This is a genomic window from Labilithrix luteola (assembly GCF_001263205.1).
GTDB classification, from domain to species: Bacteria; Myxococcota_A; Polyangia; order Polyangiales; family Polyangiaceae; genus Labilithrix; species Labilithrix luteola.
Window position 1 is genome coordinate 1,432,442 of sequence record NZ_CP012333.1, and the last position, 26,304, is coordinate 1,458,745.

Below are 26,304 nucleotides of genomic sequence, written 5' to 3' on the forward strand. Positions count from 1 at the left end.
TATCGGCGATGGCGTTCTTGCTCGTCACGGCGCTCGTCCTCACGGCGATCGCTGCGTACGTCGACCACCGAACCGGACACATCCCCAACGTCCTCACGGTGGGGGGATTCGTCGTCGCCCTTCTCGCTCATGTGGTCCTGGCGCTCGCTGCCGGCGGTCTTCGTGCCGTGCCGGCAGCGCTGGGAACGTCGCTCGGCGGCGCGCTTCTCGCGGCCATCGTTCCCCTCGTTCTCTTCCGCGCCAACGCGCTCGGGGGCGGTGACGTGAAGTTGTTCGTCGCCCTCGGCGCGCTCCTGGGACCACTGGTCGGACTGCGCGTGGAGCTCCTCAGCTTCGCGTGCTCCGCATTGCTCATACCAATCAAGCTCGCCTGGGAAGGAGAGCTCCTCGGTGCGCTCGGACGCAGCGCACTTCTCTGCGCGAACCTCGTCTTACCGGCGTCGCGAAAGTTCGCGATCGATCGCAAGAAGCTCACGTGGGTGCGCCTCGGCCCGGCCATCTTCGCAGGCACAGCATGGGCCGTCGCCTCCGGGCTCCTCTGATGATCTCGGACGAGCGGGGCGGGACGTACGCAGAATTCGTTCTCGCGATCATCCCGGTGCTGATGCTCTCGCTCGGCATCCTGCAGCTCACCGAGCTGTACACGGCGAAGCTTCTCGTCGACCACGCGTCGCTCGCGGCGGCGCGCTCGGCGGTGGTGGTCTTCGCCGACGATCCTCGCTCCTACGCCGGCGAAGGGGTCTCGACGTTGGGGCCTCACCGCACGGAGGCCGTGCGTCTCGCAGCGCTTCGCGCGATGGCTCCGTTCGTCGTCGACGGCAGCTTCACGAGCGTGCGCGTCGAATATCCCGATGGCGCAGGAGCCGGCTTCGGCTCTCCCGTCACTGCCGAAGTTCATGCGATGTATCGATGCCGCGTTCCCCTCGTCAGCCCGGTGGCGTGCGGAACGACCGGCGAACGCGAGCTCGTTTCGAAGATGACGCTCCCGAGTCTCACCGCGCGATTCAGCTACGACGGTGGCGGTGGAGCGATGGGCCTGAAGCGACCATGAGCATCCCCCTTCGAAAGCATGCGAGGAGATTGGCGCGCGATCGGCGCGGCGCGATCGTCGTGCTCGGTGCGTTCATGGCGCCGCTCTTGGTTGGCGCTCTCTATTACGTCGTGTCGGTCGCGAACGTGCTGATGCAGCGCGAAGGCCTGCAGCACGACGCCGACGCCGCGGCCTTCACGGCCGCCGTGGTCGATGCGCGTGGGATGAACGCGATTGCCGTCATCAACGTGCTCATGTCCGCCGTGATGGGCGTGGTGTTGCCGATGCGCGCCCTCCAGCCGGCCTATGCAGAGATCGCCTCGCGAGGCTGCCATCACCATTGTCCGTGCGCGATCGTCGCCGACGCCGCACGAGCCTCCGCGGAGCTGAACGGGCGGGCGACGATGGTCGAGCAGCAGGCGCGCGATCTGCTCGCGGCGTTGAGCGATGCGCAAGACGCCATCGCACGCGAGGCGCCGCATCTCGGCGCGGAAGCAGCCACGCGCATGGCCGCTCGTCATCCCGCTTTTCTTCCGGTGACGCCGCGGGTGGACACCTATTCGCCGTCGCTCGGCCCTGAAGGCTGTCGTCTCGGTCTGCCCGTCGAACAAGACGAGTTCGGGCGCGCGTGCCGGCAGGCCAAGCCCTACGTCGACGCCATCGCGTACCGCATCGCGAACGACACGTTGCACACGATCGGCGCGTGCCAGTCCGGCCTCGAAGCGCTGGGCATCGCCTCGCGTTCGCTCGCATCGCCGGACAATCTCGCGATCTGTCGCGAGAACGCGCAGCCTCCGTGCTCGGTCGGAGGCGGCAGCGGCCCTCACCCGAAGAAGGTCTTCCACGAGGCCAAGAACGGCAACGACTACATGCAGATTTGGTCGTCGCTCCAAGGCAAACCGTTCGACGCGCACCGCTCGGGTGTGGAGGTAGCCTCCTACGACACGAAGGGCTCCGATCCGATGCAGGAGCTCAACACGAGCTTCGCCCAGGCCGAGATCTACTTCGACTGCGACGGCTCGTTCGGCTCGTCTTCGTGCAATGGCAACGAGCACGCGATGTGGACCACGCGCTGGACGGCTCGTCTGCGCCGCGTGCACAAGCCGGAGATCAGCTTCGAGAACGACGCGTTCGTGAAGAACACCATCACCGACGCCGACCACTGGAACGCGGCGCGCACCGCGCTGCTCACCAAGCGCCGTGAACCCGGCACCGACGGTCCTGCGAAGAGCGAGGCCTCGCGCACGCTCCTCGGCGCCGAGGAAGGACCGCTCCAGTGAACCGCATGCGTGCAAGGCGCAAGCATCGTCGTGGCGCCGCGTTGGTCGAGGCGATGGTCGTCGTCCCCATCTTCATCTTGCTCGATGTCGCTCTGCTCTACATGTACGACGCCTACGAGACGAAGCTCGCGACCATGCGCATGGCTCGGCGCGCCGTGTGGACCGAAGCCGTCAATTACTGCGAGGGCGTTCCCGGAGGCGGCAGTGGTCGCATCGAGGGGACGTCCTCCGAAGACATGCTGGGCGGCGTCGCCGGTCACCTGGGACGCGCGAAGTCGGTGGCAAAGGGCTCGTCATTGAAGGACAAGCTCGACGTCGACGTCGACCGCACGTCGGCCGAAGCGACCCTGCCCTGGTCGGGCCACGTCGTCTTCGGCGATCTCGACACGAAGACCACCGCTCACATGGCCTGCAACGAGCGCCCCGCCGATGTGTCGAGGGGTGACATCCAGGCCACGGTCAACGCGATCTATGGAGATTGGCTGTGAGCGCGAGCCTTCCCCGCCGCTTCGCGCGCGTGACGCTCTGCGCAGGCCTGATGGCCGCCGGAATCTTCGGCGCCTCACGGCTCGAGCTCGCGCGCTTTCTCGATGCGCGCTCCGAACCGCCCGCCAAGGTGACAGTCTCCGCTGAACCAAAGGCGGTCTCGAACGAGGCCGAAGCGCTCGACAGCCTCGTCACGAGCCTCACGGCCCACGACGGACGAGAGCCGGGAAGCGATCCGAAGACCGTGCCGCGCCCTGCGTCGTCGAAACGCGTCTACGGGGCGCCCCTCGACGGTGAAGGCACGCGTCTCGCCGTCTACTCGGTTGACCAAGGGCCGGAAGCTGCCCTCGAGGCCTTCGGCGCCGAGCTCGTTCGCGCGGGCTTCGTCGCTGTGCCACGCGCGAGCGAAGGCGGCCCGATGCGAGAGACCTTCACGCGACCGAACGTTCGCGTCGTCGTCAGCGCCACTCGAACCCATGACGGCCCGGAGCACACGCTCCTTTCGATCGTCGAAATGACCGCAGGCAGAACATGAGCAGCAGGGCCGTGAAACGGAGGCGATCGCTCGGAGCGACGCTCGTAGAGACTCTCGCCGTCGTCGGCATCGTCGCGCTTGCTGCCATCGCCGCGTACGTCGGCTTCGGCGACTCGATTCGAGGGACCACGCAGCGCGAAGCGGCGTGTGTGCAGACGTTCTCGTGTGGCGGCGGCTCGAACGCGGGCGGCACCGCCGCGATGGCCGGGCAAGGCGAAGGCGGCGGAACGTCGTCCGGCGGAGGAGAGGGCAGCGCGCAAGCCTCGCAGGGCTGGGGTAGCGCGACGTGGGACTTCGCCAAGGGGTTCGTCTCGGAGGGCTGGGAGGCGGTCGAGGGCATCGCCGACATCGTCATCCACCCCGATCAGGTCGCCCAAGGCGTTGCCCAGGTGATCCTTCACCCGAAGGACACGTGGGACGCCGTCAAGGCGGAGTGGCAGGGACGCAGCGGCGCCAACAACGCCGGACGCGTCGCCTTCGAAATCGTCACGCTGCCCCTCGTCGCCGGAAAGCTGTCGAAGCTTTCGACCGCGGCAAAGGTCGCCGAAGACGCTGCCGCGGTCGCCAAGGCCGCCGAAGCGGCCAAGCTCGCCGATGCCTCGAAGGCTGCCGAGGCCGCCGCCGCCGCCGCGGCGAAGACAACCGAGAGCGGCGGGCGAGTTCTTCTCGGCGAGGGCGCCTTCTCCGTCGCCTACCGTGAAGGCGACATGGTCTCGAAGACCATCAAGGACGTCGTGAAGGACGGAAACGGCGTCGAGCGAGCCCTCACGCTCGCCGAGCGCGAGAAGCTCGCCGAATACACCGCGGAGCTCACCAACAACGCGGCGGATGCCGTGGGCGGTGGCCTGGTTCCCAAGCTCGGCGTCGAGCCCGGCGGCGTGCTCAAGCAGAAGTACGTCGAGGGCATGTCGCTCGACGACCTCAAGAAGGTGAACATGGACGCCTTCGATCGGGCCGTCGACCAGAAGACCGGACTCGTCCGAAAGGTCGAGAGAGAGTTCGGCCTCGAACGCGACGGCTATCTCGAGACGCCCGAGGGTTGGCACGCGATCGTCGACGACAACATCGCCAACTTCAAATTCGACCGCGAGGGCAACGTCACCTCCTGGTTCGACCCGGTCGCCGTGTTTCCCAACAAAGTGCCCTGATCCCGCGCGATGCGCGAATTGCGCACGGGGGCCTGCGCAATCCGGGCAGGTTCGGTCGCGGCGTGCCCGGATGGACGCCTAGACCCGCGAAAATAGGCCCCGCGGCGCACGCCCACGAGGTGGCATCCTCGGTGCAAAAAGCCCGGCGACATGCAAAACGAACCGGGTCGAGACGTTCTTCGCGACTCCCGAGGCGCTGCGATGGCCGAATACGCCATCGTCGCCGGCGCCTTCGCCCTCGTCCTCGCCATGGGTCTCGTGACCCGTGGTGAGATGCTCCTCTTCGACTACACGAACGCGCGCGATCTCCTGCTCCTGCCGGCCGGTTGAACGATGCACGCTCGCGCATTCTTGCTCGCGGCCTCGTTCGCTCTTCTCTCCGTCGCTTCGCTGTTCATGTACACGAAGAAGCTCCGGACCGAAGTCTCCGGAGGCGAGAAGATCTCCATCGTCATCGTCACCAAGGCGGTGAAGAAGGGCACGCTCCTCGCCGACGAACACGTCGCCGTGCGAGGCGTCCCGGCGGCCTACGTCGACGACCGCTTCGTTCGCGCGAGCGATCGCGTGAAGGTCCTCGGCGTTCGCGCCGATCGTGATCTCGAACCCCAGCAGACGCTCTCGTGGACCGACCTCGCTCTCGCGGGGGACGCCGATCGGCATCTCAGCCAGCTCGTCCAACCGGGAACGCGCGCGCTCACGTTGCACATCCCCGCGGCGTACATGAGCGTCGAGCTCCTGCGCCCTGGCGACTACGTCGACCTCCTCGGCCTCATCGACGAGCAGCACGGCAACCCGCAAGCCGTGGTGCTCCTGCAGAAGGTCCTCGTGCTCGCCGTCGGCGTCGAGACGCGCCCCACGCGCGAGAACCGTGGCAATCAAGTGCCGGCGCAGCGCGATCAGCTGCTGACCATCAGCGTCACGCTGCAGGAATCGCAGACCGTGGCCCTCGCCGCACAGAAGGGGCCGGTCATCGCGGTGCTCCGCAGCGCGGAAGATCCGAGCATCGCCACCAAGGTTCCTGCTCTCTCGCAGGTCATCGTGCGAGAGCCCGCCACCGCGAAGCTCGCCCCCAACGCGGCCGGCAGCAAGCCGGAGAAGCTCACGGCGGCTCCGTACAAGGCCGAATAGGAGCGTGCGATGAGCAGCTGGAACGCCAACGTTTGGTGCGCCATCACGATCGGCAGCGCCACCCTCGCCGTCATCGCGCTCCTCGTCACGCTCATGGGGAGCAACCGCGGCCTGTTCTACGTGTTCTGGGGCCGCTATCTCGACTACCTCACGCTGCTCCTGCGCCGGCTTCGCATCTTCAAGCCGCCGCATCGCATCGCCACCATGCAGGCCGCCCTGCTGCTCGTGGTCCTCGGCTTTGCCACGCTCGGTCTCTGTCCGTTCTGGCACGTGCTGTCGTTCGTGATCGCGTTCGGGCCGGCGTTCGTGCTCGAGCGCCGCGTGAAGAAGCGCATCATCGCCATCGACAACACGGCCGACGCGTACTGCCTGGCGCTCGCCAACTCACTCAAGACCACGGCGAGCGTCGGCGCTGCCGTCGAGACCGCATCGTCGCTGCTCCACGGACCGGTCGCCGAGGAAATGGAGCACGCCGTCAAGGAAACGCGCGTCGGTCGCTCGCTGAACGACGCGCTGCAAGCGGTCGGGCCGCGCGCGAAGAGCCACAAGCTCGGCATCGTCCTCGCTGCGCTCCTCATCGGTCGTCAGGTCGGCGGCAATCTCACGCGCGTGCTCGAGACCACCGCCGCGACGCTCCGTGAGATGGAGCGCCTCGAAGGCGTGGTCAGGCAGAAGACCGCCGACGCGCGCATGCAGATTTGGGGATTGATGCTCGCGCCGCTGCTCATCTGTGCGGGCATCTACGCGCTCGATCACACCTACTTCCAGCCGCTGACGAACTCCACGCTCGGCTTCGTCATCGCGGGCGGAGCCATGATCTCGTACGTCTTCGGCCTCATCCTCGCGCGCAAGATCCTCGCGGTGGACATATGAAGAGCGACGTCTTCGCCATCGCGGCGATTGCTTTCGCGGCCCTTGCGGTGTTCATCGCCGTCTTCACCGCCTCGATCACGCCCTCGCGCGTAGCCGGCAACCTCGGCCGACGCGGACGGCAGCGCATCGCGTCGCTCGCCACGAAGCCGACGTGGGCCACGTGGGAGCCTCTCGTCCGATGGATCGGGGCGCGCCTCAGCGGACTTCTGCCGGAGCGCGTCGTTCGATCTCTCGATCGCGAGATCACCTACGCCGGCGACTTGCTCGGCCTCACGCCGGAAGAATACGTCGCGCTCGGCATCCTCGGCGCCATCGGAGGCGCGGCCTTCGGCGCAGCCTTCGACATGCTCGGCAAGACGGGCGGTCTCTGCATGCTCGCCGGCGCGGGTCTGGGGATGATCATGCCCCATCTCGAGATCTCCCAAATCGCCCAGAAACGCTTCCAGGAAGTGAATCGGCGACTTCCCTACGCCGTCGATCTCCTGTCTCTCGGCATGAGCGCCGGCCTCGACTTTCCCGGCGCGCTTCGCCAGGTGGTCGCCAAGTCTCTCCCCGACGATCCGCTCGCGGAGGAGTTCGAATACGTGCTCCACATGCTGAACCTCGCGCACACGAGGAAGGCCGCACTCTCGGAGCTCGCCGACCGCGTTCCTACCGAGGCCGTTCGTGAGTTCGTCCACACCGTGGCGCACGCCGAAGAGAAGGGCAATCCGCTCTCCGAGGTCCTCGTCATCCAAGCTCAGGTCTCGCGCGTGAGGCGCACCACGCGTGCGGAGGAAGAAGCAGCGAAGGCAGGCGTGAAGATGCTGCTTCCCCTCGCCTTCATCTTTCTCGGCCTCCTCGTTCTCTTGCTCGCCCCCGTGATGATGAAGCTTCGCGATCAGATGCAGACGAACCGCTCGTCGTCGAACGACGTCGTGGTCGTGCATTCGGAGAATCGGCTCACATGAAGTTGCTCACGTTCGTCGTCAAACACCCTGGACGCAACGACGAGATGATCCAGATCCATGCGTCCAAGGTCACCGTCGGAAGCGGAGCGCATTGCGACATTCGCCTTCCCCTCGAGAGCGCGAGCTGGGAGCAGTTCGTGGTCACGCAGGAGGGCGAGGGCATCGTCGGGCGCGCTGTCTCCAAAGACCGCCCCACCGTGTTCGACGATTCGCGCGAGCGCGAGGTGGCGCTCGCGGAGGGCTCGGTCATCTCCGTCGACACCATCCAGGTCGTCCTGCAAGGAGTGACCGTCGCCGACGACGCGGCCAAGAAGCGCAAGCCGACGCCGATGCGCAAGCTGGCGCTCGTGCTCTCGATCGGCATCGTCGTCGCGGGGCTCCTGGTGCTGAAGACGGCAACCGCACGCAACAGCCTCCCACCACCGCCGGTCCCCTCGCCGCTTCGAGCCCCCGTCACCGAGTGTTTCGAGCGAAACGATGCCCATGCGCTCGCCGAACAGAAGCTCGATCTCGCTCGGTCCAAGCGGCAACGCTTCCAGTTCTATGCCCACGACGGCGTCGACGCCGTGGCTCTCTTCGAGACGGCGGCGGCATGCATGAAGGCCTCTGGCGACCAGGCGGGCGCCGATCAGGCGAACAAGATGGCCAGCGACATGCGGCGCATCATCGAAGACGACTTCCGTGCCTCGCGCGTCCGCCTCGATCGTGCGCTCGTTCGTGAAGACGCGCGTACGGCGCTCGCGCAGGTGAAGTTCGAACGCGAGCTGCTCTTCGGTCGCGAAGACTGCGAGGACTACATCGCGTGGCTCGCGGTCCTGCAGAGCAAACTCGAAGCCATGATCTCGTCGGAGTGAAGCGATGACTGCATCACCGTCGTTCTCGATCGAAGCACTCTCGACGTCCGGTCAGCTCGTTGCCTCCGCTACGCTCCGCGAAGACGTGCCGGTCGCGGCCGGCTGGCAAGGCGACGTGGTGGTCAACGCGCCGGGCATGCTCCCGCGTCACGTCGTCTTCGTGGCCTCGGGCGGCAAAGTGCGGGCCGCACTGGTGGACGCGCGTGCACCGGCGTTCGTCGGCAACCTCTCTCTCTCGACGTCGTGGACCGAGCTCGTCGCGCCGTGCGACGTTCGCTTCGCCGGATGCATCGCCAGGCTCCGAGCGCAAGAAGCCCCCACGAGTCAGCCGGGGCAGACCAGTCGGTCGATGCCCGCGCCGGCGGCCGCCGAGGGCTCGAACAAGGGCGCGATCATCATCACGGCCCTCGCGTTCCTAGTCCTCCTGCCCGCCGTCATCTTCATCGGCGTCGAAGCCGCGAAGGCTCGCGAGCAGACGAGCACGCTCGCGGAGGCGCAGGTCCCTCCTTCGCCTCCCCCAACGGCGAGCACGACGCCGACGGCTCCGCGCAAGTTTCAACGCAAGTCGGCGACGGCCTCCGAGTCGCCGACCCGCCCTCAGGCGAACGATGCCGCCGCGGAGCGTCGCGTGGCGGAGGCCCTCTTTGCCGGAGACAACGTGGGAGCTCTGCAAGAGGCCGAAACGATGCGGTCGAACAATCCTGGCGTGCCCGAGTACCGGGTGGTCGTTCGCGTACTTCGGGCGAAGGTTCGGCGAGGACGCTGACCCCGTGTACCATCAGGGGCGGATGAACGAAGTGGGGCCGACGACGAGCTTCCCCACGCCCGGGCGGCCATTCGGCCGCTACTTCGTCGAGGCCGCCGTCGCGCGCGGAGGAATGGGCGCAGTCTTTCGCGTGGACGACCCCACGCTGCGGCGTCGCGTCGCCATCAAGGTCCTTCGCAACGACGTTCCGGCGGACACCGACGACCTCCCTCGCTTCGTGCGCGAGGCGCGCATCGCCGCCCAGCTCACCCATCCCAACATCGTCGTCATCTACGAAGTCGGCGACGTTTTGGGCGTTCCCTTCATCGCCATGGAGTGGATCGAGGGCAAATCGTTCTCCCTGTGCCTCCGTCAGGGGATGCCCTTCGACGAGCGCGTTCGCATCCTCGGCGAGGTCGCAACGGCGCTCGCGTTCGCGCACGATCGCGGCGTTGTCCATCGCGACGTGAAGCCCTCGAACATCCTGGTCGACGGACGCGGTCGCTCGAAGCTCGTCGACTTCGGAATCGCGCGTCTGAGTGCAATTGGCTCCGAAAACACCACGCAGTTCACCACACGCGAAGGCCTGATCCTCGGAACGCCTTCCTACATGGCGCCCGAGCAGATGGCGACCTCACGTGTGACGAGCGCCGCCGACCAGTTCGCATGGGGCGTCGTCGCCTACGAGGCGCTTGCCGGCGAGCATCCTCGACATCGCGCCGGGCCGTCTTTTCCATTCCAAGGGACGGCGGATCAGATGTGGAACCTGCAGGTTCCGCCCGCGCTTGTCGAAGTCGTCCGACGTGCCATGGCCCTCGATCCGGCGTCGCGCTTCCCCACCACGCGCGCCCTCGCGGAGGCGTGGGACCGCGCAGCGCGCGGAGCGCCTCCAACGTCGACCATCGCCGAGCGTCGAGGAGGGCGCTACGTCGTCACGCACGACACGAACGTCGGCAACGCGACGAACGCGACGAACGCGACGAATGCCGGATTGGGTCATCGAGCACCTGTGGCACCGAACGCTCCTGCCACGCTGGTCGACCCGCCGTTCGCTCACCTGCATACCAGCGCCCCCGCGTTCGCGCCCGACACGAGCGCAACGGAGAGAGAGAAGCACGAGAAACGGATTCGAGCGTTCACGGTCAGCGCGCTCGTCGTCGTCGCGCTCGGCGGCATCGCGGCGAGCGCAGCCCTGTTCGTTCGGTTGCGCACGGTCCAGTCGATCCCCACGAGTGCCTCTTCGACGGGCGGCATGACGACCGACGCCCCCGCCTCCGCGTCGGCTGCTCCGAGCCCGCCTCCGTCTGCAGCGTCCGCCACGCCGAGCGCGTCCGCCCCCGCCGCTCCCAGCGCGTCTGCACGAGCGGCCACCACGCCCAAACGCAATAATGCCGCCGGTGCCGGTCCCCTCGGCGGACATTGCCTCTGCATGCCCGTTCGCTACGAGCCGGATCACGGCGGCTCCAACTCGTTCTGTCCCGTTCCCCCCAAGCTTGGACGATGCGTCAATCGCGGCGAGGCCGTGTGTGCTCCCTCCGTGCCCCCCGAACATTGTAGCGACTACATTCTCATGACGGCCCCGCTCGACTCGGCATGCTCGGGCGTCAACGTCGAAGGAACGCCAAGGAACGGCTTCATCGTCAGAAACTGCGGAGTCGAAGCGTTGACCTTCGCGGGCCCCACGGGGACACCGTGCACGGCCTACACCGATACCGGCCGTCTCACGACCGGCATCGTCGACTGCAACGACGGCAAGCGCTGATCAGTCTTCGTCGGACTCTTCGCCGTCACGCTTGCGCGGCCTCGGGAAGCCGAGGGAATCGAGGCGCTTGAGCAACGTCCGGCGAGAGATCCCGAGCAGCTTCGCGGCGCGCGTCTGATTGCCGACGGATCGTTCGAGCGCTTCGGCAATGCGACGACGCTCGGCTTCGTCGGCCGAGACGAGAACCGGCGGAGGCACCGTGCGATACGGATTCTGCCCACCGAGCACAGTCATCGGCGGAGGCGGCGTGGTGGTTCCGAGGCCGAGCCCTTCGAAGCGCAGGTCGTCGGGCATGAGCGTGTCGGTCTTCGCGAGAAGCGTGCTTCGCATGAGCACGTTGCGAAGCTCACGCACGTTGCCGGGCCAGGGATAGCCGAGCAGAACGCTCATGGCCTCGTTCGAGATCGTCATCGGACGACGCCCCGCCGCCTCGGCGGCTCCCTTGAGGAAGGTGTGAGCGAGTCCGGGGATCTCCGCGCGTCGCTCGCGAAGAGGTGGAATCGAGATCGAAATACCGTCGAGTCGGAAGAAGAGATCCTGACGGAACTTCGCACTGGAGACGAAGTCACGCAGGTCGCGGTTCGTCGCGGAGACGAAGCGAACGTCGATCGGCCTCGGCTTGAGCGCGCCGACGCGCATGACTTCACCGCTCTCGAGCACGCGAAGAAGCTTGGCCTGCGTGGCGAGCGGCATCTCGCCGACCTCGTCGAGGAACAGCGTGCCGCCGTGAGCGCTCTCGAGAAGTCCGGGCTTCGACTGCGTTGCGCCCGTAAAGGCGCCCTTTTCGTAGCCGAAGAGTTCGGCCTCGAGCAGCGTTTCGACGAGCGCGGCGCAGTTCACCTTCGAGAACGGCTTGTCGGCGCGCGCCGAGAGCTGGTGGACGCGCGTGGCGACGACTTCCTTGCCCGCACCGGTTTCACCGAGGAGCACCACGCTGAGCGTGCTCTTGGCGACGACGCCGACGAGCTCGTGGAGCTTCGCCATCTCGGGATCTTCGACGACGAGCGGCGCGTTCTTCACCTGCGGAGGAACGGAGCCTCGCCCCTCGCGAACCACGACGAGGGCCGAGCCGATCTCCACGAGGGCCCCCGGACGGAGCGCCGCGCTCCCTCGCGGCTCGATTCGTCGACCATCGACGAACGTGCCGTTCGAGCTCCCGAGATCGTCGATGCGAAGCATGCCTTCGTCGATGACGAGCATCACGTGCCGGCGTGAAACCGAACCGTGATCGATTTTGACCTGCACGTCGCTGCCACGCCCCAGGACCAAAGTGCCACGACGCGGAAGGGGAACCGCGAGTGAGCCGCCATTCCACATGGCGAGAAGGCTGAGACCAGCGCCGGCCGAACTATCGATCCGATCGGTGGTGGCGTCTTCGGCGGCTCTCCTGTCGGACCCTGACATCACTTGGCCCGATCTTATCCCGGAGGGGCATCTTCGCGCGAAGAAGAAGAACCGAGGTCGGGATACCTCGTCGTGACCCGGTGTCGCCTTGTTCTGCGGTGGCCGCGTGCGAACCCTTGGACCGATTGCGATCCGCCCGACGAGGACACCAAGTGACGCGGAGACGTCGCCCCGTCCGGACGGTCGCGAAAGGGAGGTGGATGATGAATTTGCGAAGGAACGTGGTCCCGGTCGTTCTCGTGCTCGCGCTTGGCCTCGGAGTGGGATTCGGGGCCTGGTCCTGCAGCTCGGGCAGTGAGTCCTCGCAGGGCTATCCGACGCCCACGCCGACCCCTACGCCGACCCCTACACCCGCGGGCGTGCAGAGCACGAACGTCGTGCCGTTGATCGGGACTCAAAACAATCCCGATGTCGTCAATGCTTGGGGTCTTGCCTTCAACGATGTGGCCGGCCCCGCTTGGATCGCCGACAACGGCACGGGTAAGTCGAGCGTCTACGACGTCAACAGCGCGCTCGTGCTCACGGTCACCATTCCTGGGGCCGCGGGCTCTCCGAAGTCGAGGCCGACGGGCATCGTCTTCAACCCCAACGCGACGCCGTTCCTTGGCGACGCCTTCATCTTCGGGAGCGAAGACGGCGCGATCTCGGGCTGGCAGCTCTCGAGTGGTCAGACGGCTGTGGTGCGCATCGACAACTCCGGCGCCAAGGCCGTCTACAAGGGTGTGACGGTGGCGACCGTGGCCGGTGCTGGAAGGCTCTACGCCGCGAACTTCAACGCTGGTACGGTCGAAGTGTACGACCAGAACTACAAGCCGGTGACGCTCGCCGCGGGCGCCTTCACCGACCCGAACCTTCCCGCGGGCTATGCGCCGTTCAACGTCAAGACGCTCGGCCCCAAGGTGTACGTCACCTACGCCGTGCAGGATCCGGCAAAGCAAGTCGATGTGCCGGGCCCCGGTAGCGGCGTGGTCGACGCCTACGATCTGAACGGTGTGTTCCTGGGGCGAATCGTCTCGAACGGCGCGGGGCTGAACGCACCGTGGGGCATCACCATCACGCCTCCTGCCTTCGGCCAGATCCCGAATCACCTGCTGGTCGGCAACTTCGGCGACGGTACCGTCAGCGTCTACGGCATCGATCCGACAGGCCTGATCGCGACGGACCAAGGCAAGCTGGTCGACGCCAACAAGAACGCCATCGTCATTCAGGGCCTCTGGGCGCTCGAATTCCCAGGCAGTGTGGGCGGATTCAACCCGGCCCAGCTGTATTTCACGGCGGGTCCGAACGGCGGGCAGACCGGAGCGTACGGCCGCATCGATCTGCTCTGAGGTCCGACGCGAGCCTGCAGCGTGGGGCGGGCGCGTATGCTAGGTCTTCGTCCTCGACATGCCTGGCGTACACGCTCGTCCCACGTCGCATTGGCTTCGGTTGCTCAAGAAGCGTCGGGAGCGCATGTACGACGAGGCGCTCGATCTGACGAAGCCCATCGTCTGGAGTAGCCCCGAGGAGCAGAACGGCGCGATCGCCTTCTTCAACGCGGCCTTCCGCGCGGAGGAGTCGGGGCTTCGCCAGGCGCACGAGATCGCCGGTGAGGTCGAGAGCTGGGACCCGGAGTTTGCGGAGGCCCTTCGTCTCTACGGCGACGAGGAGGGCTGGCATCGCGAGCTCCTCACCGAGTTCCTCGCCTACATCGGCGGCGAGATTCGGCCCATGGGGCCCACCACGCGAACGTTCTATCGCCTCTACGCTCGAGCCAAGCGCCACGAGACGATCGTGCTCACGAACCTCATGTTCGAGACGATCGGCGCCACCACCTACCGCCTCGCCTTGCGCACGGCCAAGCAGCACCCGGCGATTCGCCAGATGCTGACCATTCTCACGCGCGACGAGTCGTTCCACGTTCCGCTGAACGCCCACTTCCTGCGGCGCGTCCTCGAGCGCTCCGATCCGAGCGCGATGCCGCGGCTCCGGCGCCTCTACCACGGGCTCACGGCGAGCCTCATGGCCTCCGCGGCCGCGAGCAGGCGGCGCACGAAGGTGTTCGACAACATCTCCTTCAACACGCTCTCGCGCGCGTACGCCGAGCAGCTCGGCAAGCTGTTCGTGCACGCCGACGATCTCGGCTTCAAGCCTTCACGGCTGCTCCTCGCCACCGTGGGCCTGCGCCGTTCGGACCTGAGGGGCGGCTCCGACGTGCTCTCGGTCGAAGCCGCCGAGCGCGCCGCAGACCGCGCGAACGTGGTCGTCGAAGCGCTCTGATCGGCTAGTGCGGCGGGGCCGTCGGGGCGCAGGTCGACACACCGGCGCCGACGATACGGCCCACGTTGCCCACGTCTTCTTTGACGACTTCGATGCTGTTGTCGCCGCTCGCCGCGAGGCGCGTCACCGTCGACGGGACGTCACCCGGCGAGGTGTAGAACCAGAAGTCGCCGCCCCAGAAGGAGAACGCCCAGGCCTGGCCCGTGAAGACGCCCTCGAGGTCGACGCCGTTCGAGGTGGCTCCCTTCGCCTTGTCGATGCTCGCCAGCGTGGCGTTGGGGAAGGTGGTGAAGAAGCCGAACAGCTTGCCCTCGCCCGTTCCGGTGAGCTCGGCGCCCATACCGCGAAGGTCGCCGCTGTAGTTGCCGAGGGGCGTCAGCTCGAACGTCGCGAGATCGATCTTGGCGAGCCCCTGTCCTTCTCCGAGGCCCTCGATGCCCGCGACGTAGAGTGTCTCGTCTTCGGAGCCCGCGGAGTTCGACGCGAAGGCCATGCCGAAGCGTCCGAAGCCGTGCTGACCGGGCTGGAAATCCGTCGGTTTGCAGCTCGCGTCCTTCGTGCTCACCTTGAAGAGAGAACCGTCGGAGAAGTTCACCCACGCCGTGCCCGAGCGGTCGACGGCCATCGAGTTGGGCGTTGCGCCACTCGAGGGGCAATCGAGCTCGCCGATCTCCTTGAACGCGAGCTTGTCGGGCGCAAAGCTGTAGAGCACGTTTTCGGCGCTCACGACGTAGACCAGCTTGGCGGCGTCGCTGCAGTTGCCCTGCGAACCGGCCCCACCGTCACCGGTCGTGCCGTTGCCGAGCGTGCCTCCTCCGGTGTTCCCCGTGGAATTGCCGCCATCCGCCGACGGGCTCTTCGGGTTCGAGTCGTAGCCGTCGAGCGAACGATCCGTGCTGCCGCTGCAACCAGCTGCGCCCACCGCGCCCACCGTCATCGCCGAAAGAGCAGCAAGGAGAAGTGCCGTCCCGCCCGACCGAAGCCCGAAAAAACGCATGCGCATGTCTTACGTGGGCTCGAGCCGAAGGCCAGTCGTCGTTGGGTCTCAAGGTGTCGGAAAGTGCCATGCGGCCTACGGGCCTCACCTGTCGACGCCCAGGCTTCAGCCCTCGGGCGGCAGGAAACTCGTTTCCAACGCCGCGAAGTCGACCTCTACGTCGAGCCGCGCCATGACCGAGTAGAAGCCGAATTGCAGCCGGTTCATGAAGAGCATCTCGGGCGGCATCGGGAAGATCTCGGCGTCCGGGACCTTCCGGGCCGCGAGCGCCATCGTCTTCAGCTTCTCGACGAGTTCTGCCGCGTAGCGCCGCTCGATGCGATAGGGCGACGCGAAGAGCGGCTCGAAGCAAAAGCGTGTGTAGAGGATGGCGAGCCTCTCGAGCTCTCCGGGTTTGGTCCGTAGCAATTCGGTGACGCCGCGCGCGAAGGCCGCCTCGTCCCGCGCGATGGCCGCACGATGCATCGCGCGTGCGAGCGGACGGTTTCGTTCGGGCAACACCTGGACGCACCCGTAGTCGAGGAACGCCACCTGGCCGTCTTCCTGGAACAGGTAGTTGCCCGGGTGCGGGTCCGCATTGAGCATCCCGCCGAGGAGGTTGCCCTTGAACACGTAGCGCCAGAGCGTCTCCGCCCATGCGCGCCGTTCGGCTTCGCTCCTCACCATGGCGTCGTCGAAGGCGATGCCGCGAACGAACTCCGTCGTGAGAACGCAAAGGCTCGAGCGCTCCGCCACGACGCGCGGGATCCGGATCTTCGCTTCTCCCTCGTGCACATGCTGGAAGGCTCGAATGCGTTCGGCCTCCAGCGTGTAGTCGAGCTCCTCGAGGAAGCGGGCGCGAAGGATGGCAAGGTTGCCCTTCGTGTCGAAGCGTCGCGCGCCGACCATCGCGCCGAGCCCCTCGAGGACGGACGCACTCGCCAGGTCGTTCTCGACGGCCTTGCGAATGCCAGGGTGCTGGACCTTCACCGCGACTTCGAAACCATCGACGTCGCTCCCGGCGAGACGAACGCGTGCACGATGCACCTGTCCGATCGACGCGCTGGCGATCGGCTCGTCCTCCCAAGCATCGAACAGGTGATCGAGCGGGGCCCCGAGGTCCTCTTCGACCGTTCGCCGGATGTCGGCGCTGCTCGAGCGCGGCGCCTGCGACCGAAGCACCTTGAGCGAGGCCTCGAACGCATCCCGCTTGTCTTCCGGAACGAGCCCGTCGACGTAGCTCGCCATCTGACCGATCTTCGCGGCGAGCCCTCGGAGGTTGCCGAGCACCTCGGCGGCTTGGTCGGCGGCCGAGTCGTTCGAGCGCTTGAGGAGCGCGCTGGCCCCCGCACCGATGGCGAGCGCGCCGAGCTTGGCCATGCGTCCGAGTCGCCCGACGGGCACGTTCTTCTCGTTGCTCAAAGCGCGGGCGGATCTAGCATACCGCGCGCGCCTCGCCGTCAGGGCCGGGCGATGCCGCCTGGCGCGACCACGAGAAACGTCGTTTCCTCGACCGCGAAGCCTTCGTGCACTTCGCCGACGGGAGCGAAAAAGTACTCTCCCGCCGAGAGCGTCGCATCGGGCTGAGGCTCGTTCGACGCGTCGACGCGCCGATCGATGCGCAGCTTGCCCGTGAGAACGTAGGTCTCTTCGCCTCCCGGGTGTCCGTGGCGCTCGGCGCGCGCGCCTTCGCGCATGCGAACGAGGAAGGTGAGCCCTCCGTCCGGATGAGCCCTGAGAACGCTGAGCTCCACCCCGGGCGTGCGCTCCACGAAGACGCGGCGCGGAGAGGACGAAGCCGATTTCGAACCGTCGTTTTGAAGTGTGGTGTTCATGACGAGAGGAACATGACGCTCTAGATTCGATGTGTAAAACTCATAGTTCTCATGAATTCATGAGGAACGCTCATGTCCAACGCCATGCTCGAAGTTCGTCATCTCAGGCTCGTCCGTGCCATCGCCGAAGAAGGCGGAGCCACGCGCGCGGCCTCGCGACTCCACCTCACGCAGTCGGCCGTGAGCCATCAGCTCGCCGAGCTCGAGGGGCGCCTCGGCGTCGCCCTCTTCACACGCGTTCGACGTCAGCTCGTCCTCACGGCCGCCGGCGAGCGCCTGGTCGAAGCCGCACGCACGATGCTCGGCGATCTCGCCCGCCTCGAACGCGAGCTGCATCGTGCAGGAACGCGCAAACGCGAGGTGCTTCGCCTGGTCGTCGAGTGCTTCACGTCGTACCACTGGCTTCCGCCGATCGTCGCGCGGATCGCCGACGAGCATCCCCACGTGGAGGTGCGCATCGTCACCGAAGCCACACGCGAGCCCGTCGCCGCACTCCTCCGTGGCCAGATCGAGCTCGCCCTCGTCAGCTCGCCGGTGCGCGATCGCGAGCTCGTCTCGACGCCGCTCTTCGAAGACGAGTGGACCGTCATCATGGCCCCGTCGCATCGTCTGGCATCGCGCCCGCACGTGACGGCGAAAGAACTCGGCGCCGAGACGCTCTTCGCCCACGATGCGCCACGAAGCGACGTCGAGCGTCTCCGCGAGCTCATCGCCGCCGAGCGAGCGACGATGCCGCGCGTCGTCCTCGTTCCGCTGACGGACGCGCTCGTGGAGCTCGTGGCGGCGGGACTGGGCGTGGCCATCGTCTCCCGCTGGGCAATCGCTCCGTGGGAGCGGCGAGGCGAGATCGTCACGCGCCGCTTCACGCGTGAAGGCCTCGCCGAGCGATGGTCGGCCGTCTACCGCCGAGATGCCGAGCCGCGTCTGCCCCTCGCCCGGTTGACCGAGCTGCTCGCGGATGCGACCTTCGCCGCGCCGTCGCGTCGAAAGGTCAGCGGAGGCCGCCGCTGACGACGAGGATCTCGCCGGTCAGCCAAGCCGAGTCGTCCGAGGCGAGAAAGACGGCGGTGCCACCGAGATCTTCGGGCTTGCCGATACGCCCCAGCGGCGTCGTGGCGACGAGGCTGTTCGTGAAGTCGCGATCGGCCATGTTCTTGAAGCCCTCCGTGGCCGTCACACCGGGGTTGAGCGAGTTCACACGAATCTTCCTCGGTCCGAGCTCGCGCGCGAGTACACCGGTGACACCGTTCAGCGCCATCTTCGACGCGATGTAGACGACCGAGTTCGGCGGCGTCGACTCGGTCGCCCCCGTACCGACGTTGATGATGCTTCCGCCTTCCGGTCCGAACAGCGGCAGTGCCTCACGAATGGCGAGCATCGGCCCGAGCACGTTCGTGTCGAACTGCGCGCGGTACTCGTCGACGGTCACGCCTTCGATCGGACCGAACCGATAGATCCCTGCGTTGTTCACGAGAACGTCCAGGCGGCCGAAGGTCTCGCGTATCGTGGCGAAGAGGCGCTTGACGTCGGCCTCCTTCGACATATCGGCTTGGACGGCGAGGGCCTTGCCACCGCTCGCTTCGATGGCGACGGCCGTGCGCTCGGCCCCTTCGCGATCGCCGCCGTAGCTGGCAACCACGCTCGCCCCCTCGGCTCCGAGCGCCCTGGCGATGGCGGCTCCGATTCCCTTCGACGCGCCGGTGACGACCGCAACCTTACCCGTAAGCTTGCCCATCGTAGTCTCCTTGGGCGACCGCGTCCTTGTGCGCGCTCACCCGAACCTAGGGCCTCGTGCGTTGCAAACCGGGTTCCGAAGGCAGTGAGCCTGGACGTTCGAGAGCTGAAGGGCGACCTCGGCCGCGCTCTCGTGGAGCAACACGTCTCGGGGAGCTCGCCTGCGGCGGAGCCGCCGTGTCGAGCGCGGGAACTTCCCGGCCCGTCCGTTGTCTCGTGCTTCATGCGGCACGCACGATGGCTCCTCGGCGCCTGCGCCCTCCACGGAACCATGATGTGGGGCGGGCACGGCTCGGCGTGCATGAACGTGGTCGAACGCCAGCTCACGCCCGTCGAACAAATACTCGTGGCGGAAAACGAGCTCGAGAACGGAAAGACCGGCGAGGTGATTTCGCGCGTGCGCGCCCAGTTCCCGAACGTGCGTGAGCTCGGCCCCAAGGCGCCGCCACTCGCACGAAGAGCGCTTCGTCTCTTCGCTCTTGCCCTCGTCCGCGCCGACGGGCGACTCGACGGCCAACTCGGGTGGACGCGCTGGGCCAACCTCGAGTGGGCCGTGCAGACGCTGGAGGAGCTCGACGCGTTACGTCCGAACGAGCCGCGATCGCAGGCCGACCTCGCCGAAGCGCGCATCTACCTCTCGAGGACTCGCGCCGAAGGCGTGCGCGTCCTCGAAGATCTGGATCGGCGAGACTTGCTCGGGAGCCCGTTCGCCTATCGCGCTCTGGCCCGTGCACGCCGTGTGTCGGGCGACGATGGCGGTGCCCAGGCCGCGCTCCGCCGATGCGCGATGATGAGCACCGACAAACTTCGCTGCTCGGCCGGCCGCTGGGACGATCCAACGTAGACGCGCTCGGGCAACGGTCGTGCCACGGGGAGCAGATAGACGACCATTTACCCAACAAAGAGTCATTGACACTTTTTCGAGCCGCCCTACTTTCGTGGCGTGGTCGACACCATTCACGAGGACACCGCGGACCTGACTGCCATCGCCCGTAGGATCGGCTCCGTGGCGTGCCCGGAGGAGCTCTTCGGGCCGCTCGACGGTTCCGCCGCAGACCAGTGCCGGCAGCTCTCGACGACGTACCGTCGCCTGGTCGCCGTGGTCCACCCCGATCGGAACCGGGCCTCGGACGCCGCGACCGCCCATGCTGCCTTCGTCGAGCTGACGCGCCTGCGCGACCTCGCCGAGGCCAAGATTCACGCAGGAACCTACGGCGACCGAAACGCCCTGACCATCGTGCGAGGGCGACGTCGTACGTACACGGTGGGCGCGCAATTCGCGACCGGAGACCTGTGCGACCTCTACGTCTGCACCTCGGAAGCCAAGGAGCGCGTCGTCCTCAAGCTGGCGATGAGCGCCGACGACTCCGACCTCGTCGCGGCCGAGGCCGAGGTCCTGCGTCGTCTCTACCCGGCTCGCGAAGAGGAAAAGGGATTCTATCGCTATCTCCCTCGCTTGCTCGAAGCGGTGGTCCTCGAGAACGATCGGACACGCCGGCGGGCCAACGTCTTGTCGCTCCACGACGATCACGTCTCGGCCGCCGAAGCGCTGTCTGCGCATCCCGATGGCCTCGACTTTCGCGACGTCGCCTGGATGACCAAGCGTCTGCTCGCAGCACTCGGCTTCGTACATCGCAAGGGCGTCGTGCACGGCGCCGTCCTTCCACCTCACCTGCTCGTGCATCCGATCACGCACGGCGCACGATTGGTCGATTGGTGTTACGCGCAGGAGCGTGGTTCGCGCGTTCGCGCCATCAACAGCGCGTATCGCTCGCTCTATGCACCGGAGATCCTGCGCAAGGAGCCGGTCTCGGCGGCGACCGACATCTACATGGCCGCGGCGACGACGGTGACGCTCCTCGGTGGTGACGCCGCCGGTCGGACGCTGCCGGATCGCGTTCCCGGGCCCGTCCGGCGCTTCTTCCTGACGTGCCTCGCGCCCTCGCCCGCGCGGCGCCCCGACGATGCTTGGAAACTACACGAAGAGCTCGACGAGCTGCTCGCGCGCGTAGTCGGCAAGCGCCGATACCGCCCGCTGGACGTGCCGTCGCGCGCGCGTCCCTGACTTCGATTCGATTCGTTCGAAACCAACCAAACAAGAGAGGAGGCACACCCATGGGTGGCAGCCGCTGGAGCGACGATTTCTACAAAGATCGTGAAGACGACCGCACGCGCACCGGAAAGAGCGCGTTCGACTACGACGTTCGACTCAAGGCTGATCCGCGCGCGAAGAAGGTCGCGCACCCCAAGATGAGCCCGCACGGCGTCACGCGGGAGTCCCGTGACTCCGATGCCCACCCCGAGTCGGTGGCCATCGGCGTGGTCTTCGACGTCACGGGCTCGATGGGAAACATCCCCGTGGAGCTCCAGAAGAAGCTTCCGCAGCTGATGGGACTCCTGCTGCGCAAGGGGTACGTGAAGGATCCACAGATCCTCTTCGGTGCCGTCGGCGATTACTTCGCCGATCGCGTTCCGCTGCAGATCGGGCAGTTCGAGAGCGGCATCGAGATGGACGACGATCTCGGACGCCTCTTCCTCGAAGGAGGAGGTGGTGGGTCGTTCGAGGAGAGCTACCAGAACGCGCTCTACTTCTTCGCTCGACACACGACGATCGACTGCTTCGAGAAACGTGGCAAGAAGGGCTACCTCTTTCTCATCGGCGACGAGATGCCGTATGCGCGCTCGACACGAGAAGAGATCGAACGACTGATCGGCGACAGCATCCCTCGCGACATTCCGGTCGACGAGATCATCCGCGAGGCGCGCGAGAAGTACCACGTGTTCTTCGTCATCCCGCGAGGAGCGAGCCATGGCACGGACCCCAAGCTGCACAAGCGCTGGTCGACGCTGCTCGGCGAACAGAACGTCATCATGCTCGACGAGCCGGACGGCGTCTGCGAAGCGATCGGTGTCGCGATCGGCCTGATCGAGGGAACGGCGAACGTCGATGCCATCGAAGACGACCTCGCCGACTTCGGCACGAAGACGAAGACAGCCTCGGCCGTCGCAACGGCGCTGGCTCCTCTCGCGCGCGCGGTAAGCACCACCACGACATCGAAGACGAATCTCCCGGAAAAACGCGGCCGCGCGGCCGGTGTCGAGAGGTTGTGATGACCAGGGTGGTGCTGATCGGCGGACTCGGATTCGGTGACGAAGGCAAGGGAACGACCGTCGACTGGCTCGCACGCCGAGCCCCCACGTCGCTGGTCGTGCGTTACAACGGCGGCGCGCAGGCGGCGCACAACGTCGTCGCCGATCGGCACCACACCTTCGCTCAGTTCGGAAGCGGCACGTTCGCGGGCGTGCCGACATTCCTCTCGCGATACGTGCTCGTCAACCCCATCTCGGCGCTGGCTGAGGCAAGGCATCTCGTCGAGGTGGGCATTCCCTCCCCCTTCGAGCTCCTGTTCGTCGACGAGAACGCCCTCGTCACGACGCCCTTTCAGATCGCCATGAATCGCCTGCGCGAGATGACTCGCACGGGACGTCACGGCAGTTGCGGCATGGGCATCGGCGAGACCATGCAAGACTCACTCGAAGACGCCGAGCCGCTTCGTGTGGGCGATCTGCGAAGCCCCTCGCTCGTTCGCGAGAAACTCGAACGACTCCGAGCGAAGAAGCTCGAGTCACTAGCAAGGCTCACGCCGCCGAGCTCCGCGTCGAGCGCGCGCGAGCGACGGCTTCTCGAAGCGCCGGATACGATTCCACGTTGCCTCGAAGCCTTCGCGGACTTCGTACGGCTCGCGAACCTCGACGACGGCTCGCGACTCGACACAGCGCTGCGTAGCTCCGAACAGGTCTTGTTCGAGGGCGCTCAGGGCGTGCTGCTGGATCAGGACTTCGGTTTCCAGCCGCACACCACGTGGACGAACATCACCTTCGACAACACCCATGCCTTGCTCGACGAGCGAGGATTTCGAGGGGACGTGACGCGCCTCGGCGTACTTCGTGCGTATGCGACGCGACACGGGGCGGGTCCGTTCGTGACCGAGGATCCAGCGATGGACGCGCTCTCGGCCCACGATCACAACCGCACCGGCGAATGGCAAGGCTCCTTCCGAAGCGGAGCGTTCGACCTCGTGACGGCCCGCTACGCGCTGGACGTCGTGGGCGGCGTGGACGGCCTCGTCGTCACGAACCTCGATCGGATCGCCCTGGCCGAGCGCGCCGAGGCCGTTCCGGTCGCGGTGGCGTACGAGAACGTGCCAGCCGAATACTTCGTGTCGAACGAGCGCATTCGTGTCCGGCGGCCCTTCGACCTCTCCCATCAGGAAGGGCTCACGAAGGCGATGTTCGACGCGCGCGCGGTCTACGAGACCTTCGATGCGCGGAGCCCCCTCGCTTATGCGCGCGAGCTCGCGATGCGACTCGGTACGTCGCTCGACGGGGCGTCGTTCGGACCTCGCGCGGGTGACAAGGTGGTGGTTACCCGGTCGAGCGATGCCCCTTCGAGATTCACGCGCACGGCGGTGGGCTTGAGCCCTGCAAACGCCACTTCGAACGAGGTGACGTGAAGGAGGACGAGACGGCCGATCGCGACGACGCGCTGCCCGAGCGAGAACGAAGGCGAGAGCGCGACGTTCGAGGCCTCGCCCAGCACCGAGCCCGGGCGGCCCTCACCGGCGGGATCGTGGAAGACGTTCCCCTGCACGACGAGCGAGTCGATGCGCTCGATCGACACCTTGGCGTCGCGCGCATTGCGTGCAACCGTGCTCTCGACTTGCGCCACGGAGAGCCGAACGTCGATCGAGAGCAGCCCCAGGTGCTCGAGACCGAAGCTGCGCTTCCCACTCTCGCGCGGCTCTTCGGGCTCCTCTTGCTCGCGAGCGAGCCGCGCGCTCGGCAGGACGGCAAGCCTCACGCGATTGCGTTCGGCGAGCGCGACGTCGGCTGGCGATAGATCCCAGATGACGATGGGCTTGCCGCGACCGCGCGTGGGAAGGAGCGGAATTCCGCGTTCGAGAACCAGCGCTCGATCGCGCACGGAGAAATCCAGGAGTGAATTCTCGAGCGTCGCCAGATCGCTCTCGAGCGCGCGATAGTCGATCGTCCCGAGCTCCACGGGCACGCGCAGTCGATGCGTGGCTTTGCGATGCCCGAGAATCGGCACCGTGAGATCGACGTCGACGTCGACGTCGACATTGCCGGCGACGCGATCGAGCGTGGTCCACGACACCCAGGGTGTCCTGGGCACCTGCGAGGCACGCGGGCGCTCGCTCCGGCGAGACGCCGGTGCAGCCCCGACCTCCGAGAAGAGATCCGCCGTCACCTCGGCCGAGGCAACGGAGGCGTGCGCGAGCGTGAGACCTCCCGACGCGAACGCGACGTCGTCCGCCACGAAGCCATGGGCGCGAATGCGCGTTTTTCCTGCGTCGAATCGAAGCGCCGAGGCCTTGATTGACTCGGCACCGAGACGGAAGCCTGGCTTTCCCCAACCGATTGCGATGCGTGTCCCCGCGAGCAGCTCGACGGAGAGAGCGACGTTCCCGGTCCGCAATTCGAACGACTCGATCTCGACGATGTCGCCGGAGACCTGGCTCGCCTCGTCCCCGATGGACAGACGGAAGCCATGCACGCGAATCGTGCCGCGAAGCTCGAGCTCCCCGATGCCGAGAGCGAATCCTCGTAGCTCGACGGAGGGCGATCGCAAATCCAGCGCGAAATGCCCGGGGCGCTGCTCGAGCGACATTTCGACGTTCGCGAGACGCGTTCCCTCTCCCGCCTCGACGAGAACGGTGCCGAGCGCGAGGTGAGCCGCATCGAGCAGAAGGGCCGCGGCGCGCACCTCTTCGAGTCGAAGGGTACCGCCCTCGCGTACCAGGGTTCCAGCCAGCCCCTCGGCCGCGCGCACGAGCGCCCTTCGTACGCGCGACGGATCGGGGGCATCGGGCTGCTCGGGCTGCTCGAGATCGAGCGCCAGCATCCGCGCATCGAGGCCGGCCAGAGAGATCCGCATCGCATCCATCATGGCACGATCGGCAGATCGAGCCATGCGGATGCCTACGGGCCGAGCTCGCCCCGTGCGAGACGGAAAGTCCCGACCTTCACGCCACACACGAGACATCTCGCGGCTCTCTTGGAAGCGTGACGGTGAACGTGGTGCCTTCCCTCGCGGACGAATCGGCCCTCACGCTCCCGCCGTGGGCACGGGCAATCTCCGACACGATGAAAAGTCCCAGGCCGAGCCCTTTTTGAGGCTCACCCTCGCTCCCCCGATAGAACGGGTGGAAGAGACGCGGGAGAACGTCCGCGCGAATCGGCGTTCCCGAGTTGTGGACGGTCAGGGACAACTTGTCCGGCAGCAATCGAATCACCACGTCCACGGGCTCCTTCCCATCGCTATGGTCGATGGCGTTGGTGACGAGGTTCGAAACGAGTTGTTCGATGCGTTGGCGATCACAAACGACCTGGCCATTGCCCTCGACCGAAAGGCGCACGCTCCTGTTCGGATGGCTGCTCGTGATTTCGTCGATCAAATGGCGAACGGGCGCCTCGAGATCGGGCACCCTGCTCGTCTCGAGCGTCATCCCGCCGGCCAGGCGACCTCGCGCCAGGTCGAGCATCGCGTTCACCAGAAGCTCGATGCGTCGCGCGCTCTTGCCGATCCGCTCGACCGTCATTCGCGGCACGTCGGCCAGCACGTGACGCGAGAGGAGCTGCGCTCCCATCGCAATCGACGAGAGCGGATTTCGCAGGTCGTGGCCGAGGACCGCGATGAACTGTTCACGCAGCTCCGCCGTGACGCGCGCTTCGGCCAAGGCCGCCGCACTCTGAGCGTGCACATCCTCGGCTTCGAGTTGGGCGGCGAGAAGCTCCGTGAAGAGCTTCATCATCCCCACGATCTTCGTCTCCCGCAGCTCCGCGGGCTTGATGTCCATCGCGCACAGCGTTCCGAAGATCTCGCCGCTCTTCAGGATGATCGGCATCGCGATGTAGCTCTCGAGCCGGAAGTGGAGAAGCGCCGGGTGCCGGCAATACTGCGGCTCGTTGGTCGCCTGCTCGATGATGATCGGCTCGCGCTCCGCCTGGACGCGCGAACACAACGTCCAGCCGACGTCGAGCACGTCGCCGATGCGCAGTCCGAGGCCGAGTTCGTCCCGCACGGCACACGCGGTCCACGACGTCGCGGTGACTCTAGCGATGACGGCGAAACGCATCCCCGTCGCTTCGGTCACGACCTGAAGAATGTTCGGCACCGCGCTGACGCGGGCGACGGCCTCGATGTCTCTCGCGGCAGACGTCGTCATTGGCTTTCTCACTTAGCGCCCCACGTGGGGCAAGGTGAGAAAACTTCTACTCGCGCTC

At 66.6% G+C, this 26,304-nt stretch carries 26 protein-coding genes; 20 read left to right on the forward strand and 6 right to left on the reverse strand.

What is annotated here, in order from left to right:
* Positions 1-8 precede the first annotated feature (8 nt).
* From AKJ09_RS06490 to AKJ09_RS06545, 13 genes are all read left to right on the forward strand, one after another.
* Positions 9-542 (forward strand): prepilin peptidase, encoded by a 534-nt coding sequence (locus AKJ09_RS06490; RefSeq protein WP_146646311.1) that lies wholly within the window; start codon positions 9-11, stop codon positions 540-542.
* Positions 542-1,051, forward strand: a complete 510-nt coding sequence (locus AKJ09_RS06495) for a TadE/TadG family type IV pilus assembly protein (protein ID WP_205633620.1) — start codon at positions 542-544, stop codon at positions 1,049-1,051. Before AKJ09_RS06490 ends, AKJ09_RS06495 begins: the two co-directional genes overlap by 1 nt.
* Positions 1,048-2,310, forward strand: coding sequence for a TadE/TadG family type IV pilus assembly protein (locus AKJ09_RS06500; RefSeq protein ID WP_146646313.1), 1,263 nt, complete (start codon positions 1,048-1,050; stop codon positions 2,308-2,310). The genes AKJ09_RS06495 and AKJ09_RS06500 overlap by 4 nt, the downstream gene beginning before the upstream one ends.
* Entirely contained in the window at positions 2,307-2,798 is a 492-nt protein-coding gene (locus AKJ09_RS06505) for a hypothetical protein (protein WP_169927313.1), read from the forward strand. The genes AKJ09_RS06500 and AKJ09_RS06505 overlap by 4 nt, the downstream gene beginning before the upstream one ends.
* The gene (locus AKJ09_RS06510; protein WP_146646315.1) at positions 2,795-3,331 is read left to right on the forward strand and encodes a hypothetical protein; all 537 of its coding nucleotides are present in this window, start codon (positions 2,795-2,797) and stop codon (positions 3,329-3,331) included. The genes AKJ09_RS06505 and AKJ09_RS06510 overlap by 4 nt, the downstream gene beginning before the upstream one ends.
* A gap of 11 nt (positions 3,332-3,342) precedes the next feature.
* Positions 3,343-4,479 (forward strand): pilus assembly FimT family protein, encoded by a 1,137-nt coding sequence (locus AKJ09_RS06515; protein ID WP_146646316.1) that lies wholly within the window; start codon positions 3,343-3,345, stop codon positions 4,477-4,479.
* 201 nt (positions 4,480-4,680) lie between these two features.
* Positions 4,681-4,809: a hypothetical protein gene (locus tag AKJ09_RS55495; RefSeq protein ID WP_275936611.1), complete on the forward strand. Its 129-nt coding sequence runs from the start codon at positions 4,681-4,683 to the stop codon at positions 4,807-4,809.
* A gap of 3 nt (positions 4,810-4,812) precedes the next feature.
* A complete protein-coding gene (gene cpaB / locus AKJ09_RS06525; protein WP_146646318.1) occupies positions 4,813-5,607 on the forward strand; it encodes a Flp pilus assembly protein CpaB in 795 nt (264 codons plus the stop codon).
* Between the two features lie 9 nt (positions 5,608-5,616).
* Complete coding sequence (locus AKJ09_RS06530) at positions 5,617-6,480, forward strand: type II secretion system F family protein (protein ID WP_146646319.1); 864 nt, start codon at positions 5,617-5,619, stop codon at positions 6,478-6,480.
* Positions 6,477-7,430: a type II secretion system F family protein gene (locus tag AKJ09_RS06535; RefSeq protein ID WP_146646320.1), complete on the forward strand. Its 954-nt coding sequence runs from the start codon at positions 6,477-6,479 to the stop codon at positions 7,428-7,430. Before AKJ09_RS06530 ends, AKJ09_RS06535 begins: the two co-directional genes overlap by 4 nt.
* Positions 7,427-8,284 carry an FHA domain-containing protein gene (locus AKJ09_RS06540; protein ID WP_146646321.1) on the forward strand — a complete coding sequence of 286 codons (858 nt, stop codon included), beginning with the start codon at positions 7,427-7,429 and terminating at the stop codon, positions 8,282-8,284. The genes AKJ09_RS06535 and AKJ09_RS06540 overlap by 4 nt, the downstream gene beginning before the upstream one ends.
* Positions 8,285-8,288: 4 nt before the next feature.
* Entirely contained in the window at positions 8,289-9,050 is a 762-nt protein-coding gene (locus AKJ09_RS52720; RefSeq protein ID WP_169927314.1) for a hypothetical protein, read from the forward strand.
* Between the two features lie 22 nt (positions 9,051-9,072).
* Complete coding sequence (locus AKJ09_RS06545; RefSeq protein ID WP_169927315.1) at positions 9,073-10,791, forward strand: serine/threonine-protein kinase; 1,719 nt, start codon at positions 9,073-9,075, stop codon at positions 10,789-10,791.
* Here AKJ09_RS06545 and AKJ09_RS06550 read toward each other — a convergent pair whose 3' ends face one another.
* Positions 10,792-12,195: a sigma 54-interacting transcriptional regulator gene (locus AKJ09_RS06550; RefSeq protein ID WP_146646323.1), complete on the reverse strand. Its 1,404-nt coding sequence runs from the start codon at positions 12,193-12,195 to the stop codon at positions 10,792-10,794.
* Between the two features lie 203 nt (positions 12,196-12,398).
* On the opposite strand from AKJ09_RS06550, the gene AKJ09_RS06555 reads away from it, so the two are divergent.
* Both AKJ09_RS06555 and AKJ09_RS06560 read left to right on the forward strand, forming a co-directional pair.
* Positions 12,399-13,523 (forward strand): TIGR03118 family protein, encoded by a 1,125-nt coding sequence (locus tag AKJ09_RS06555; RefSeq protein WP_169927316.1) that lies wholly within the window; start codon positions 12,399-12,401, stop codon positions 13,521-13,523.
* Between the two features lie 58 nt (positions 13,524-13,581).
* Positions 13,582-14,454: a ferritin-like domain-containing protein gene (locus tag AKJ09_RS06560; RefSeq protein WP_146646325.1), complete on the forward strand. Its 873-nt coding sequence runs from the start codon at positions 13,582-13,584 to the stop codon at positions 14,452-14,454.
* A gap of 4 nt (positions 14,455-14,458) precedes the next feature.
* On the opposite strand, the gene AKJ09_RS06565 is transcribed toward AKJ09_RS06560, so the two are convergent.
* From AKJ09_RS06565 to AKJ09_RS06575, 3 genes are all read right to left on the reverse strand, one after another.
* Positions 14,459-15,457 carry a hypothetical protein gene (locus AKJ09_RS06565; protein ID WP_146646326.1) on the reverse strand — a complete coding sequence of 333 codons (999 nt, stop codon included), beginning with the start codon at positions 15,455-15,457 and terminating at the stop codon, positions 14,459-14,461.
* A gap of 99 nt (positions 15,458-15,556) precedes the next feature.
* A complete protein-coding gene (locus AKJ09_RS06570) occupies positions 15,557-16,852 on the reverse strand; it encodes an ABC1 kinase family protein (protein WP_146646327.1) in 1,296 nt (431 codons plus the stop codon).
* A 38-nt stretch (positions 16,853-16,890) separates the two neighbouring features.
* Complete coding sequence (locus tag AKJ09_RS06575) at positions 16,891-17,265, reverse strand: cupin domain-containing protein (protein WP_146646328.1); 375 nt, start codon at positions 17,263-17,265, stop codon at positions 16,891-16,893.
* Positions 17,266-17,337: 72 nt separating this feature from the next.
* Here AKJ09_RS06575 and AKJ09_RS06580 point away from each other — a divergent pair, with 72 nt between their 5' ends.
* Positions 17,338-18,276, forward strand: a complete 939-nt coding sequence (locus AKJ09_RS06580) for a LysR family transcriptional regulator (RefSeq protein ID WP_146646329.1) — start codon at positions 17,338-17,340, stop codon at positions 18,274-18,276.
* Here the strand turns inward: AKJ09_RS06580 and AKJ09_RS06585 are convergent.
* The gene (locus AKJ09_RS06585) at positions 18,257-19,000 is read right to left on the reverse strand and encodes an SDR family NAD(P)-dependent oxidoreductase (RefSeq protein ID WP_146646330.1); all 744 of its coding nucleotides are present in this window, start codon (positions 18,998-19,000) and stop codon (positions 18,257-18,259) included. The genes AKJ09_RS06580 and AKJ09_RS06585 overlap by 20 nt on opposite strands.
* Positions 19,001-19,222: 222 nt before the next feature.
* Here AKJ09_RS06585 and AKJ09_RS06590 point away from each other — a divergent pair, with 222 nt between their 5' ends.
* The 4 genes from AKJ09_RS06590 to AKJ09_RS06605 all read left to right on the forward strand — a co-directional run bounded on the left by AKJ09_RS06590 (position 19,223) and on the right by AKJ09_RS06605 (position 23,513).
* Positions 19,223-19,843: a hypothetical protein gene (locus AKJ09_RS06590; protein WP_146646331.1), complete on the forward strand. Its 621-nt coding sequence runs from the start codon at positions 19,223-19,225 to the stop codon at positions 19,841-19,843.
* Positions 19,844-19,942: 99 nt separating this feature from the next.
* Positions 19,943-21,064: a serine/threonine-protein kinase gene (locus tag AKJ09_RS06595; RefSeq protein WP_146646332.1), complete on the forward strand. Its 1,122-nt coding sequence runs from the start codon at positions 19,943-19,945 to the stop codon at positions 21,062-21,064.
* A 50-nt stretch (positions 21,065-21,114) separates the two neighbouring features.
* A complete protein-coding gene (locus AKJ09_RS06600; protein WP_146646333.1) occupies positions 21,115-22,110 on the forward strand; it encodes a hypothetical protein in 996 nt (331 codons plus the stop codon).
* The gene (locus AKJ09_RS06605) at positions 22,110-23,513 is read left to right on the forward strand and encodes an adenylosuccinate synthetase (protein WP_146646334.1); all 1,404 of its coding nucleotides are present in this window, start codon (positions 22,110-22,112) and stop codon (positions 23,511-23,513) included. Before AKJ09_RS06600 ends, AKJ09_RS06605 begins: the two co-directional genes overlap by 1 nt.
* 1,530 nt (positions 23,514-25,043) lie before the next feature.
* Here the strand turns inward: AKJ09_RS06605 and AKJ09_RS06610 are convergent.
* On the reverse strand, positions 25,044-26,246 hold the full coding sequence (locus AKJ09_RS06610; RefSeq protein WP_146646335.1) for a GAF domain-containing sensor histidine kinase: 1,203 nt from the start codon (positions 26,244-26,246) through the stop codon (positions 25,044-25,046).
* Positions 26,247-26,304: the final 58 nt, after the last annotated feature.

What these genes read in the sequence shown, in the direction of transcription:
- AKJ09_RS06545 (WP_169927315.1), top strand. Translation starts at nt 9,073, where the DNA reads ATGAACGAAGTGGGGCCGACGACGAGCTTCCCCACGCCCGGGCGGCCA.
- AKJ09_RS06585 (WP_146646330.1), bottom strand. Translation starts at nt 19,000, where the DNA reads ATGGGCAAGCTTACGGGTAAGGTTGCGGTCGTCACCGGCGCGTCGAAG.
- AKJ09_RS06490 (WP_146646311.1), top strand. Translation starts at nt 9, where the DNA reads ATGGCGTTCTTGCTCGTCACGGCGCTCGTCCTCACGGCGATCGCTGCG.
- AKJ09_RS06555 (WP_169927316.1), top strand. Translation starts at nt 12,399, where the DNA reads ATGAATTTGCGAAGGAACGTGGTCCCGGTCGTTCTCGTGCTCGCGCTT.
- AKJ09_RS06550 (WP_146646323.1), bottom strand. Translation starts at nt 12,195, where the DNA reads ATGTCAGGGTCCGACAGGAGAGCCGCCGAAGACGCCACCACCGATCGG.
- AKJ09_RS06590 (WP_146646331.1), top strand. Translation starts at nt 19,223, where the DNA reads ATGCGGCACGCACGATGGCTCCTCGGCGCCTGCGCCCTCCACGGAACC.
- AKJ09_RS06530 (WP_146646319.1), top strand. Translation starts at nt 5,617, where the DNA reads ATGAGCAGCTGGAACGCCAACGTTTGGTGCGCCATCACGATCGGCAGC.
- AKJ09_RS06560 (WP_146646325.1), top strand. Translation starts at nt 13,582, where the DNA reads ATGCCTGGCGTACACGCTCGTCCCACGTCGCATTGGCTTCGGTTGCTC.
- cpaB (WP_146646318.1), top strand. Translation starts at nt 4,813, where the DNA reads ATGCACGCTCGCGCATTCTTGCTCGCGGCCTCGTTCGCTCTTCTCTCC.
- AKJ09_RS06605 (WP_146646334.1), top strand. Translation starts at nt 22,110, where the DNA reads ATGACCAGGGTGGTGCTGATCGGCGGACTCGGATTCGGTGACGAAGGC.
- AKJ09_RS06540 (WP_146646321.1), top strand. Translation starts at nt 7,427, where the DNA reads ATGAAGTTGCTCACGTTCGTCGTCAAACACCCTGGACGCAACGACGAG.
- AKJ09_RS06495 (WP_205633620.1), top strand. Translation starts at nt 542, where the DNA reads ATGATCTCGGACGAGCGGGGCGGGACGTACGCAGAATTCGTTCTCGCG.
- AKJ09_RS06500 (WP_146646313.1), top strand. Translation starts at nt 1,048, where the DNA reads ATGAGCATCCCCCTTCGAAAGCATGCGAGGAGATTGGCGCGCGATCGG.
- AKJ09_RS06610 (WP_146646335.1), bottom strand. Translation starts at nt 26,246, where the DNA reads ATGACGACGTCTGCCGCGAGAGACATCGAGGCCGTCGCCCGCGTCAGC.
- AKJ09_RS06565 (WP_146646326.1), bottom strand. Translation starts at nt 15,457, where the DNA reads ATGCGCATGCGTTTTTTCGGGCTTCGGTCGGGCGGGACGGCACTTCTC.
- AKJ09_RS06580 (WP_146646329.1), top strand. Translation starts at nt 17,338, where the DNA reads ATGTCCAACGCCATGCTCGAAGTTCGTCATCTCAGGCTCGTCCGTGCC.
- AKJ09_RS06575 (WP_146646328.1), bottom strand. Translation starts at nt 17,265, where the DNA reads ATGAACACCACACTTCAAAACGACGGTTCGAAATCGGCTTCGTCCTCT.
- AKJ09_RS06600 (WP_146646333.1), top strand. Translation starts at nt 21,115, where the DNA reads ATGGGTGGCAGCCGCTGGAGCGACGATTTCTACAAAGATCGTGAAGAC.
- AKJ09_RS06535 (WP_146646320.1), top strand. Translation starts at nt 6,477, where the DNA reads ATGAAGAGCGACGTCTTCGCCATCGCGGCGATTGCTTTCGCGGCCCTT.
- AKJ09_RS52720 (WP_169927314.1), top strand. Translation starts at nt 8,289, where the DNA reads ATGACTGCATCACCGTCGTTCTCGATCGAAGCACTCTCGACGTCCGGT.
- AKJ09_RS55495 (WP_275936611.1), top strand. Translation starts at nt 4,681, where the DNA reads ATGGCCGAATACGCCATCGTCGCCGGCGCCTTCGCCCTCGTCCTCGCC.